Here is a 12,048-nt window from a genome sequence, read left to right as displayed (position 1 = left end):
GCGCAGCCTCACCGTTTCACAGCTCCCGAAAAATCTCACCTCAAGCTTCCCGGATCATCTCACCTGTGCGGCGCCGCTGGCCTCCCGGTCAGGTGTGCGCAAAACGCGCGACGGCTTCGAAGCGGGACGGCCAGGTGCCGGAAGCGTGCTCGCACTCGGGGCACGCGACTTCAAAACCTTCGTCGCCGTGCGACAGTTCCGGTTCGCCATCGCAATGCGGGCACTGGGTCGGCGCCGGAATCTCGTGATCCAGCGCGGTGCCGATCGCGGCATACGCATCCGCGTCGAGTTGTCCCGCCTCGGCCAGGCGCCGGATCAGCGCGGCGATTTCCGGATTCATTCCGCGGTTCGCGCGCAACGAACTCACGTCACGCGTTGCGCGCTCCAGTTCGTCGCTCTGCGTACGCAGCTGTTCTTCGAGCCGGTCGGCGCGCGCCTTGGCCGAACTCAATTGCTGCAGGAAATCGAACTCCTTGCGCTGGACGTCGCGCAACCCGCTCTGGTAGGTCGACGCCATGCTGCGCAACGAGTCCAGTTCGACCAGCATCGGTTTGACGCGACGCTCGGCTTCGGCCACCGCATCCTTGATTTGCTGCGCATAGTGCTCGGTACGCTGCTGTAATTCGGCTTGCAGCGCATCGATGCGGTCGCGCAGGGCGGCGTTCTGTGCCTGTTCGGCTTCGATCCGGCCGGCAGCCGCGGCCAGTTCCTTTTCCAGTCGTGCGACTGTGGTGAGCAACGTTGCTTCGCTTGCCGAACCGTGAGTCGTTTGCGACGCGAGCTGAACCTCGAGTTCGGTTACCCGCGCCTGCAATTGTTCGTTTCTCGCTTCCCCGCGCGCGAGCGCCCCTTCGAGCGTTTCCTGGCGGACGGTTGCGTCACGCAACCGCTGTTCGGCTTCGGCCATGTCGGCGCGAACCTGCTCGCGGTCGCCATCGAGGCTGTCGCGCGCCGCTTTCAATGCTTCTTCATAGAGTGCGCCCAGCAACGCGCCGGCTTTTTCCTCGACGGCTTTCGGGATCGCCGCGCCGTCCAGCCTGATCTTGGACGCGGAACGAATGCGCTCCCAGAAATGGTCGATGTCTTTCGGGATGTCGCTGGCGCTGCCGGTCTGGGTGAGATCGCGGACGTTGGCGGCCGAGGGCCGGATACCGAGATCGAAGAACAAGCGTTTGCACGCATGCAGTGACAGTTCCTGGCGCCGTGCACCGCTTGCGCGCAGCGATTCCAGTTCTTCCCGAATGACTTGACGCATTTCGTCCAGGGTCATGACCACACTCGCAGACTATGAAATGTTGTAATCATAACGAAATACGTATTTATTGATACTTTTTCGAGGGTCCGTTGTGAATTTACGTCGTTTTGCACAGAAATCGGATCCATGAGTCCATCTGGTCGAAGGAAGCTCGGAATTCCGTGAAACAAAGCGAAGAAAGTCAGCCAAGTCCTTGTCTTGCAAGCATTTTCCAGCGAACCGCGAATTTCGGCCTTTGTTTCACATGACACCGGATCCGGTTGCCGGTCGGTGTTCAGGGGTTGGGGTGTCTGTGGAAAACTCGTCAGCCGATGTCTTGAGAGTATTAGAAGTAAACACCCTTGAACCCTTAGTTAAAAACGTTAACGCCACGGCACAGCCTTATGGAGCAAGGCTTTCCGGCCGACAAGGTGAAGTTTTACGGGAGCCAAGGTGACCTTCTGCGGGAGCTGACGTGATGGGGTTCGGGGAGCTGCGTGAGCCGTTGCAGGAAGGGTCGTGAGCGGATTCGGGATCACAGTAAAACACGCGTTTTCCCAAAGGTGAGGGTTTTCGGGGCCTCACAGCCATGGAACCCGCGCTGTGCCTGACTGCACAGTTTTCTGCCTGTGCAGACATAGGTGAGAATTTGCAGGACCCGCTTCACGCCCCGATTTTGCCCATCTTTTGGGCAGATTTGGCGAAAGGTGAGGTTTCACGGGACTCCACGGGAATTTGCTGTGAGGATTTCCGGGAAGCGAACGCCATTTTGCACAGCAAAAGTGCTCTCGGGGGCCTGTGATGCCCCAAAGGTGAGGTTTTTCGGGAGGGAAATCCGGGTTTTCCTGCCCCGATCCCGTTAAGGTGAGCTTTTTCGGGGCATGGATCACAGACCGTGATCCGGCTTACAGGTGAGATTTTCCGGGAGCCGGAGGTGCTGAAAAAATGGGCAAAGGTGAGGCTTTTCGGGACCTGTTGCCGGCCAAATTCGCTGAAAAGCCCGCCAGGACTGGAAGAAATCTCGTTTTTGCTGTGCCACTTTTTGGCACAGGTGAGATTTTTCGGGGGCTGACATACGGTTGTCGTATGAAGGATTCCGGTCCAAAGGTGAGGTTTTTCGGGGGATCCTGGCGCGGCACAGCCAAATGCCTACTGTGCATAAGTATCGGAAGAGATTGGAGTTTTTGATACCGCGCCGGTTACGGTGAGGTTTTTCGGGAGCGTTTTCCGTGCCCGCTGCTGTGCCGCATTTCGTCGGTAAGGTGAGCGTTTTCAGGAGTCGTTGGCAGCCGATCCCGCGCGGGTCGGGCGTTCGTCGGTAGCCGGATGAATCAGCAGGCTGTGCTTGAGGTGAGTATTTTCGGGACCGGATACGATTTGCGCGCTGTACAATGCGCGCCCGGGCTGGCCAAACACGCGCTGATCGGGCTGCGCGTGCCGGTTTCGACGAAGCCGAATCGATCTCCCGGCGCGCCACGCCTGTACATGCATACAGGCCCGCTGGGCGGCGGTCGACGAGATCCGGTGAGGTGCAATCGCGAGCCGGTGTCGAACTCACGGCTGCGCAGTCGCAAAATTACGACAAATCGAAAGGTGAGCCGATACGGGAGCCAATTCCGCACGTGTCGAGCACAGGTGAAATTCTGTGAATCGGCGCATGCCGCGGCACGTCTGGAAGAGTCCGGAACGCCGCAACGGCGGACCGGTGAGCGTTTTCGGGAGCCGTTCGGGTGAGTGCCGTTTTGCCGGCGCGCTTCACCGGCTATGGTGAGCATGTCGTTCTGGACGCACATCACCGCAGGCGCTATCCTTCCGGGAAACTTCTCCTCCGACCCGACGTATGGCCACGACGAAGCGCGCCAAGAAAACCGATGTGGATGTGGTGAGTGCCAGTTCAGCCGAATTGCGAAAGGCCGTCGAGGCGATCGCCATTCAGCCGAAGAGCGGCAAGATCACGCTCCTCACTCGCAAGCTGTTCAATGTCCTGCTGGCCGTCGCGCAGCAGGCCGACGACTCGGGCGATACGTATCGCGCACTGCTGTCGGACATCGTCGCCAACTCCGCTTTCGATTCGAACGACACCGCCTTGGTGAAGGAACACCTGCGCCGCATGGTGTCGGTGCAGGTCGAATGGAGCACGGGGACGTCGAGCCAGAAGCCGGGCCGCAAGTGGGGGATCTCCACGCTGATCGCGGATGCGGAAATTCTCGAGGATCCGACCACCCGCCGCGTGTGGGTCGAATTCTCGTTCGCGCCGAAGATCAAGAAGAAGCTGCTCGACCCGGTCCAGTACGCGCGTCTGAGCCTGCAGTTCCAGAGCCAGCTGCGCAGCAGCGCGGGTCTCGCGCTGTACGAGATCTGCGTGCGCTACCTGACGAACCCGAGCCACCTGACGATGCGCGAGCCGTGGGAATGGTGGCGGCCGATCCTGTCGGGCACACCCGACACGGAAGCCGGCGACGAAGCGAAGCGCGAGTACAAGTACTTCAAGCGCGACTACCTGCGCCCGGCGATCGCGGAAGTCAACGCGGTCACGAACATCTTCGTCGAGCTGATCGAGCACCGCGAAGGGCGCCGGGTTGCCGAGATCCAGTTCCGCGTGACCGAGCGCAAGCAGCCGATGCTCGCGCTCGACGAACATCCGAACGTGTTCGACAGCACGCTGGTCGACCGGATGGTGAAGCTCGGGATCCCGCTGAAGGAAGCGCAGACGCTCTACGCGGACAGCGAGGAAAACCGGATTCGCGCCGCACTGCAGATGACCGAGCAGCGGATGCGCAGCACGACGCTCCCGCCGGTGCGCAGCGCGCCGGCGCTGTTCAAGGATGCGCTGAAGAAGGGGTATGCGCCGCCGGTCGAATCGGTCGATGCGCTGCCTGCCGGCACGCCGTCCGCGAAGGTCGCGGCTGCCCAGCCGGACGATCTGAAGGCCCGCCTGCTGAGCGAGTTCGCGGCGTTCCGCCGCAAGGAAGCGAAAGTGCTGTACGAAGAGCAGGGCGACGCGGAGCGCGAAGTGGCGCGCGAGTCGTTCGAATCCGAGGCGTTGCCGACGATGGGCTCGCATCTGCGCGATGACTGGCGCAAGCGCGGCCTCGATTCCAAGCTGGCCGAGACGGCCTTTTTCGACTGGCTGGCCCAGAAGACCTGGGGCGAGCCGACGGACGGCGACCTGCTGTCGTTCACGCTGAACCAGTCGCGGGCCGCTTGAGGCCCGCTCAGGCCCGTTGACGGGCCGCCGCCGGCTCCGCCCCCTGATCGGGCGGGACCGGCACCCTCAATAGGCCCTGCGGGCCGTTTCCCTCACTCCGACAACAGCATCCGCTCGAGCTGCTCGAGAATCGCGTCGCGCTTGTCCTTCGGGAGGCCGCGCAGGCGCAATTCGATGCGGTCTTCGCCATACGACTTCAGGTCGCCGACCGACTTGCCGCCGAGCTTGATCTCGAGACGCTGCGCATAGCGCTGACGGCCCGCAGGCTTCGGCGTCTCCTGTGCCGCGACGCGACCCTTGACGATGTCCGACACCTGGCGCGTGCTGAGATCGTCCGACACGATCTTGTTGATCAGCCGCAGCGTGGCCTCGGTGCCGCGCGCATTGTGATAGCGGCCGACCTGATACGCCATGTTCGATCCGAAGCGATCGGGGCGTGCGACCATTTCCTGCATGATCGCTTCCGGCAACTTGCCGATCGACAGCGCGACGGCCACCGTCGACTCGTCGAGGCCGAGATGCTCGGAGAGTTCTTTCTGGCTCTGGAAATGCTTGTCGTCGAGGAAGCGGCGCCACACGACGGCGTTGTCGAACACCGTCTGCGAATCGCGCTGAACGTTCAGGTCGTAGCCGAGCTTGTAGCTCTGGATGCCGATCGGCACATCGATCACGATCGCCTTGACCGATTCCTTGTTCGCTTCCTTCAGCGCCCGCACGCGACGCCCGCCATCGCTGACGAAATACGTGCCCGGGTTGTCGTAATCCGGAATCACGTGGATCGCCTGCTGCTGTCCCTGCTTCGCGAGGTTGACCGCGAGTTCGGCAATCGACGATTTCAGATAGAAGTGCCGCGGGTTGAACGGGCTGTGCTTGATCGCCTTCAGCGGCAGCTCGATCACCTGCCCGGGTGCATAGCGATTCTCGAGACGCCACGCGCGATATTGCTGCGATTCGTCGATCGACGGATCGATCGTGAATTCCGGAGCAGGCGGCGGTGCGATGTCCTTCTTCGCGGATTTGGTCGGCGCCGGGGTCGGCGTCTCGGACTTGACGATGCCGTCGATCGCATTGAGCCGATCAAGCGCCGTGCGCTTCTCGCTCGTCGTGATATCCGGGCGCGCTTGGAATCCTTTGGCAAATTGGGAGGGTTTCATGTGACTCCTTTGTGCGCATAAAGTCAGGGCAGCATGGCGACGATTTCGTCGGCGCATGCGCGAATTTCGGCGGCGGCCAGCTTGCCGCCACGATCGTTCATCTGCAGCACGGTCTGACCGAGCGCCATCGCCTGCTTGTACGCTTCCCGAGTCGGAATCTGCGTCTTCAGCAGCGGGAAGCCGAGTTCCTCGAGCGCACGCTTGAGCTCACGGGTCAGCATGCGCTTCTCTTCGGTCTTGTTCAGCAGGAAGACCGCGCGGAGGTCTTCGTTCATCACCTGCGCCTGCTGAATCAGTTTGACCAGCCCGACGCTCGACCAGTAGTCGGCCGGCGACGACGACGTCGGAATCACGGCAATCGACGCGGCCAGCAGGACGACACCGGAGACTTTCTCGGTGATCGACGGCGGGCAGTCCACGACGATGATGTCGTAGTCGTTGATGAACTTCTTGATCTCGCGATGGATCTGGCCGTCGGCCTCGGCAAGGTTGACGACCGGAAACGGGATGCCGTTGTCGCTGTCGCCGGATGCGCTCGACCAGTGAACGAGCGTGTTTTGACGGTCTGCGTCGATGACGAGGACGCGCTTCCCTTTTTCATGGAACGCGGCGCCGAGATGCATGGCAATCGTGCTTTTGCCGACGCCACCTTTTTGTTGAGTGACTGCAATGATTTCCGCGGCCAATTTTCACTCCTGTTTTGGTCGTTGGAATTCTACAGGACGATATTTGAATTTCAATGAAATTGTCGTTCGACAACTACGCGTTGGCCATTCGGACGATCGGTTTATGCGCATAAACGAGCGGTGGATGTTCGATGGCTCGTTTGGACGGTGTGGTGAAGAGGAAGCGGCTGATGCCGAGTGATCGATGCCCTGCTCAGGATTACGTCTTCATGGGCGTATCGTCGGGGCCGTTCGTGGCAGAGATATCTCGACGCTCTCTCCTTTCGCGGGACGAGCCGCGTTGCCTGCGAGCCGCGAGTTTGTGCGCATAAAGACTGCGGAGGCCGATCGATGGGCTTCGTCGCTAGAGCGCATGGTATTCACTCGCGAGCGTCCGGCGTGAGCTGCGTGTCGTAGTCAGGTGCGTAGATCACGAGGTGCGTCGTTGAATGGACGTGCATGGAGGCAATGTCCTGCCGGGCCGTAGTGTTTATGCGCATAAACCAGAGGCAACGATAGGCCGCGACGAAGCGCCGTTGACAGAGACTACGCCTGAGTCAGGCGGGCAATGACGTCATGTCGGGGACGACGGTCTATCGATATAGCCATCGCGCAGTGCCGTTGCGTGTCGACATATGTCCATGCCACGAGCCACGCTGTACCTCGCCCGGCAATCGCGCGCTTTATGCGCATAAACCTAGCCGGCGTGTTCCGCAATCGCATACCCCTTTCGCGACCCGAGACAGCCCTCACGAGACAGCCCTCACGAGACAGCCCTCACGAGACAGCCCTCACGAGACATCGGCTGCGCCGGTCGTCGGCCCCGCGAAGCCACCCGCCCGACTTTATGCGCATAAACAACCACTCTTCGACGCGTCGCCGAACACAGGACACTCCCCTCTCGCGATCACTGCGCATCGCCAAACCGAAACCGCCTCAGCGACCTATCAAGAGGAACCCCACACCGATCTCGATTGCCCCCCATCAGGCCCCTCGATGCAGACTCGCTACAATACAGGCCTCACCCCTCCTGCCTTGAACGATGATCACGATCTACCACAACCCCCGATGCTCGAAATCCCGCGAGACGCTTGCGTTGGTCGAGTCGCTGAATACCGCCGGCGCGCCGCTGAATGTCGTCGAGTACCTGAAGACGCCGCCGACTGTCGAGGAACTGGACACGCTGCACAAGCAGCTCGGCCGCCCGGTCCGCGACATGCTGCGCGACGGTGAGGAGCCGTACAAGGCGTTGAATCTGGCCCGCGCGGATCTGACCGACGCCGAAGCCTACGGAGCGATCGTCGCTCATCCGGTTCTGCTGCAACGCCCCATCGTCGTGTATCGCGGCAAGGCGGCTATCGGTCGCCCGCCCGAGTCGGTGAAGGCGCTGTTCGAATAATTCTTGCCGCGCGTATTTTTCTTATTGCATCAACGCGCTCCAGCCCGGCACGCGCAACGGCAATCCACGCCGACGCGCTCGCCGGGCCGCACCCGCCAGCCACCACCGGAACGATGCGTCGGCAGGCACCGCGACGCCTAGCCCCCACCGGACGATCCATCGTCACCGTCCGGCTCCCGCCCGGCCGCCGCTTTCGCCGCCGTCCGCAACAGCGCGATCTGTCCGCGATAGGCGCGGCATCCGCTGCAGGTCGGCAGATGCACGCGCACCTGCAGGCGCTCGTGCAGCGTCAGACGCCGATCGAGCGCATCCGACAGCAGTCGCGTCACGTCAGTACATTTCCCCGGCAGCATCTTCGGTCGTCAGTCCTTTTTCGCTCAGGCAGGTTCGCAGGCGCGTGCGCGCCCGATACAGCAGCACGCTGCAATGATTCGTCGTCAGCGTCAATTCACTGCAGATGTCCACGATCTCGACATCGAGGAATTCGCGCATCATGAACACGCGTCCGATCTGCTCCGGCAGCTGGTCGAGGCACGCCTGGAACAGCGTCCAGAATTGCTGCTGCTGCAACAGCGTTTCGGGCTTCGGCCACGGACGCGGTTTCGCGTGCGCGGCCCAGTGACCGTTGTCCTTGAACAGTTCGCGATCGAGCACGGATTCGCCGTCGAGTTCCGCATCGAGCGCGGTCAGGCTCACCATCCGCTGCCGTGCGCGCAGCACGTCGATCAACTTGTTGCGCAGGATGCCGAACACCCAGGTCTTGTGGGCCGACTGTCCGGCGAAATCGCCGGCATGCGACCACGCGGCGGCCAGCGCTTCCTGCACGGCGTCTTCGGCCGCGTCGGCGTCGCGGAGCTGGAGTCGCGCGAAGCGCAGCAGGTCGCGCCGCAGTTGCGCGAGATAGGTGGGGTCGTCGTATGCGGACGGCATGTCTGGGCGGCAGTGTCTCGAGGCGACCGCGCGTGCGTCACGGAGCGGGCGCGTCGCGGTGCGAGCAGCTTACTGGACGCGGTGCCGGCCTGCAACGCAATGTTCCGTCACGATTTCACGAAGCCGGTCGCCGCGCTGCGCTATGCTTGCCGAACCCTGTCGCGCGCGTCGACGCCGACACGCGGCGGGCAATCTGTAACGTCAGAACATAACGGTCGAGTTATCCACAATTTCTGTGGAAAACCTTGTGGAAAGTCGGCCGGACGGCCCCGTGGGACGGCTCGCGGGCTGGCTTGCCTATAAACAGACCTTTGTCGCTCATTCGGAAGCAATCGATCCGATTCCTCACTCACCGGAAGGAGAATGCCATGTCCTATCGTATTGCGGTCGTCGTCGGCAGCCTGCGTCGCGCGTCGACGAACCGTGCGCTCGCGCACGCCGTGATCTCGCTCGCCCCCGCCGATTTCTCGTTCGAGTTCGTCGAGATCGGCGAGCTGCCGTTGTACAGCCAGGACTACGACGCGGATTTCCCGGACGTCGCGAAACGCTTCAAGCAGTCGATCGAAGCCGCCGACGCGCTGCTGTTCGTCACGCCCGAGTACAACCGGTCGATTCCGGGCGTGTTGAAGAATGCGCTCGACTGGGGTTCGCGCCCGTGGGGTTCCAACTCCTGGTCGGGCAAGCCGGGCGCGGTGCTCGGCACGTCGCCGGGCGCGGTGGGAACCGCGCTCGCGCAGCAGCACCTGCGCAACGTGCTCGCGTACCTCGACGTGAAGACGCTCGGTCAGCCGGAGATGTTCATCAAGCACGATCCGGCGCGCATCGACGACCAGGGGCAGATCGTCAGCGAGGACACGCGCAAGTTCCTGCAAGGCTTCGTCGATCGCTACGCGAGCTGGGTGCGCCTGCTGAAGTCGGCGTGATGTCGCCGGCCTGATCGCCACCCCCGTTCACGCCGCCGGCGCCGGCCCGCCCGCAGCGGGTCACGCGCCGGCGTGGCGTGCGTCGCGCGCTTCGCGGATGCCGAGCAGGATCTCGTCGAGCAGCGCGATGTCGAACGGCTTCGACAGCACGCGGACGTTGACGGTGCGCGTGCGGTCGAGTTCCTCCGCATAACCCGTGACGAGAATCACGGGCAGTTTCCCCGGCCGCTTCTCGATCGCTTCGGCGAGATCGATGCCGTTCAGGCGGCCCGGCATGTGGATGTCCGAAATCACGAGATCGAACGCATCGTTCGCGGCGGCGCCTTCGATCAGGCGCAACGCGTCGTCGGCAGTCGGCGCATAGGTCACGCGATGACCGAGCAGCGACAGCAGCGCCTCCGTGCCGGCCGCGACTTCGCCGTTGTCCTCGACGAGCAGCACGTGCAGGCCGGCGAGCGCGCCGCTCCCCGCATCGTGCGCGACGGCCGCCGGCCGCGCGACGACATCCTCGGCGCGCGCGCGCGGCAGGTACAGACGCACCGAGGTACCCGCGCCGACCGCGCTGTCGATCGTCGCGAGGCCGCCCGAGCGTTCGCAGAACGCGAATACCTGGGGCAGGCCGAGCCCCGTCCCCATCCCCTGCGCCTTCGTCGTGAACAGCGGCTCGAACGCGCGGGCGAGCACGTCGGGCGCCATGCCCGAACCCGTGTCGTCGAGCGAGATCTGCACGAAGTCGCCGGTCAGCGGGAAGCCGTCCTCGCGGCGCAGCGTGACGTTGCGCGCGCCGACCGTGAAGCGTCCGCCGGTCGCCATCGCATCGCGTGCGTTGACCGCGAGGTTGATCACCGCGAGCTCGAGCTCCGCGACGTCCACGCGGATCGGCCAGACGCCCGGCTCGATCGCGACGACCAGCGACGACTTCGACCCGAGCGACGTCTTCAGCAGTTCGCGGCACGTGCCGACCCATTGCCCGACGTCGATCGTCTCGTTGTGCAGCGGCTGCTTGCGCGCGACGCCGAGCAGCTGGCGCGTGAGCGACTGCCCGTTCTTCAGCGCGCGTTCGATCGCGCCGAGCTCCTTGTCGAGATGCTGGACGCCGCGCCGCCGCGCGATCTGCACGTTGCTCGAGATGATCATCAGCAGGTTGTTGAAGTCGTGCGCGACACTGCCGACGAGATTGCCGAGCGCCTGCATCTTGCGCGACTGCCGGTACGCCGATTCGATCGAGCGCCGCATCGACGCTTCGGCCTGCCAGCGGTCCCACGCCTCTTCTTCCGCCTTCAGCCGCTTGAGCGACAGCCAGATCACGGACCACAGCGCGACCGACGGCGCGAACATCGAGAGGAACAGCACGCTCAGGTGTTCGTACCATTCATGCCAGATCGCCGACGTGCGGTACGCGCAGCTCACGTAGACGGGATAGCTGCCGACCTGGCGATACGCGACGATCTCGCTGCTCGCGCCGTCGTGGCGCACGCGCACGACGCCGGCGCGCGGATCGTTGCGCGCATTGCCGAACGTGATCGAGCGATCGGTGTGCGCGAGCGACGGCGGCGGCGGATACGACGCGATCACCGCGCCGTCCGAGCGCGCGAGCGCCATCGTCATCGGCGTGCTCGCGCCGCCGAGCAGGTCGCGGTAGAACGCGTTGAAATACGACGACTTCAGCGCGATCGACACCATGCCGGCGAACGAACCGTCGCTATGGCGCCGCGCGACGCCCGTGTTGAACACGGGGATGTTCTCGAGCTTGAGCGGCCCCATCATCAGCCGCGAGATGTGTTCGATGACCTTGCCGTCGCGAATGCCGGCGAAGTCGTCGCGGTTCGCGATCGACGCGTACGGCGCCGGATAGTAGAGGCTGTTGGCGAGCAGCATCCCGCTCGCGCCGAAGATCGACACGGCCGCCACCTGCGGATAACCGCCGCCGATCGTGTTCAGCGCTTCGTGGATGTCGGATTCCCTGCTGCGCACGGTCGCGTCGTCCATGTCCTGCACGAGGTCGACGATGCGCGCATCGAGCGTTTCGCTCAGGTCGAACACCTTGAGCGCATGCTCCTCGGCGACGCGCACCGTGCGCATCGTCACGTCGCTCGCGGCGGCCTCGCGCGCCTTCAGGTCGTTGTACGCCATCACCACCACGTAGATGCACGGCAGCACGATCGCCGCGACGAGCAGCACGATCAGCGTGACGCGGCGCACCGCGAAATCGTGCTCCGGTGCGCCGGACGCGTAGCTGCCGTCGTCCTGCCAGTCGTCGGCGGGAGGGGGGGCGGGGGCGCGGGAGTCGGCAGGCCGTTCGGACGTCATCGAGGAAAGCGGGTGAGGCAGAGGTGTCTGCCATCATAAACGAGTTGCGACGGCCCGCCGCGCGGCGCCGTACGGGCGTCATCCCGTCGTATGTGACAGCGGTAAACCGTCAGATTGAAAACGCGACGAATCCGGCAGCGCAAACGTACACAAGGAAAAATTTTGCGTGCTTATCTCGAAAATGGTCGCGGCTGTTTTCGGAATGGCCCGCGATCGGATCGATTC

Annotated in this window: 9 protein-coding genes; 3 read left to right on the top strand and 6 right to left on the bottom strand. The window is 63.4% G+C overall.

Annotated features, from left to right (window positions below):
* Positions 1–88: 88 nt before the first annotated feature.
* Positions 89–1,270, bottom strand: a complete 1,182-nt coding sequence (locus DTA15_RS05180) for a DNA-binding protein (protein ID WP_006485168.1) — start codon at positions 1,268–1,270, stop codon at positions 89–91.
* Positions 1,271–3,074: 1,804 nt separating this feature from the next.
* Between DTA15_RS05180 and DTA15_RS05175 the strand changes: the two genes are divergently transcribed.
* Entirely contained in the window at positions 3,075–4,442 is a 1,368-nt protein-coding gene (locus DTA15_RS05175; RefSeq protein ID WP_006480193.1) for a replication initiation protein, read from the top strand.
* A 92-nt stretch (positions 4,443–4,534) separates the two neighbouring features.
* On the opposite strand, the gene DTA15_RS05170 is transcribed toward DTA15_RS05175, so the two are convergent.
* Both DTA15_RS05170 and parA read right to left on the bottom strand, forming a co-directional pair.
* A complete protein-coding gene (locus tag DTA15_RS05170) occupies positions 4,535–5,596 on the bottom strand; it encodes a ParB/RepB/Spo0J family partition protein (RefSeq protein WP_006485146.1) in 1,062 nt (353 codons plus the stop codon).
* 23 nt (positions 5,597–5,619) lie between these two features.
* Positions 5,620–6,282 carry a ParA family partition ATPase gene (parA, locus tag DTA15_RS05165; RefSeq protein WP_006480195.1) on the bottom strand — a complete coding sequence of 221 codons (663 nt, stop codon included), beginning with the start codon at positions 6,280–6,282 and terminating at the stop codon, positions 5,620–5,622.
* A 1,021-nt stretch (positions 6,283–7,303) separates the two neighbouring features.
* On the opposite strand from parA, the gene arsC reads away from it, so the two are divergent.
* Entirely contained in the window at positions 7,304–7,660 is a 357-nt protein-coding gene (gene arsC, locus DTA15_RS05155; protein WP_006485155.1) for an arsenate reductase (glutaredoxin), read from the top strand.
* Positions 7,661–7,797: 137 nt separating this feature from the next.
* On the opposite strand, the gene DTA15_RS05150 is transcribed toward arsC, so the two are convergent.
* Together DTA15_RS05150 and DTA15_RS05145 are read right to left on the bottom strand one after the other, a co-directional pair.
* Positions 7,798–8,013 carry a zf-HC2 domain-containing protein gene (locus DTA15_RS05150; protein WP_006485156.1) on the bottom strand — a complete coding sequence of 72 codons (216 nt, stop codon included), beginning with the start codon at positions 8,011–8,013 and terminating at the stop codon, positions 7,798–7,800.
* A complete protein-coding gene (locus DTA15_RS05145; RefSeq protein ID WP_006485145.1) occupies positions 7,991–8,590 on the bottom strand; it encodes an RNA polymerase factor sigma-70 in 600 nt (199 codons plus the stop codon). Before DTA15_RS05145 ends, DTA15_RS05150 begins: the two co-directional genes overlap by 23 nt.
* 368 nt (positions 8,591–8,958) lie before the next feature.
* Here DTA15_RS05145 and DTA15_RS05140 point away from each other — a divergent pair, with 368 nt between their 5' ends.
* Positions 8,959–9,513 carry an NADPH-dependent FMN reductase gene (locus DTA15_RS05140; RefSeq protein WP_006485152.1) on the top strand — a complete coding sequence of 185 codons (555 nt, stop codon included), beginning with the start codon at positions 8,959–8,961 and terminating at the stop codon, positions 9,511–9,513.
* Positions 9,514–9,573: 60 nt separating this feature from the next.
* Here the strand turns inward: DTA15_RS05140 and DTA15_RS05135 are convergent, their stop codons facing one another.
* Entirely contained in the window at positions 9,574–11,823 is a 2,250-nt protein-coding gene (locus tag DTA15_RS05135) for a hybrid sensor histidine kinase/response regulator family protein (protein WP_012493655.1), read from the bottom strand.
* Positions 11,824–12,048: the final 225 nt, after the last annotated feature.

The organism is Burkholderia cenocepacia, from assembly GCF_900446215.1.
In the GTDB taxonomy this organism is placed as follows: domain Bacteria; phylum Pseudomonadota; class Gammaproteobacteria; order Burkholderiales; family Burkholderiaceae; genus Burkholderia; species Burkholderia cenocepacia.
Note: the sequence above shows the minus strand (reverse complement) of the source record. Positions and strands in the feature narration are given on the sequence as shown.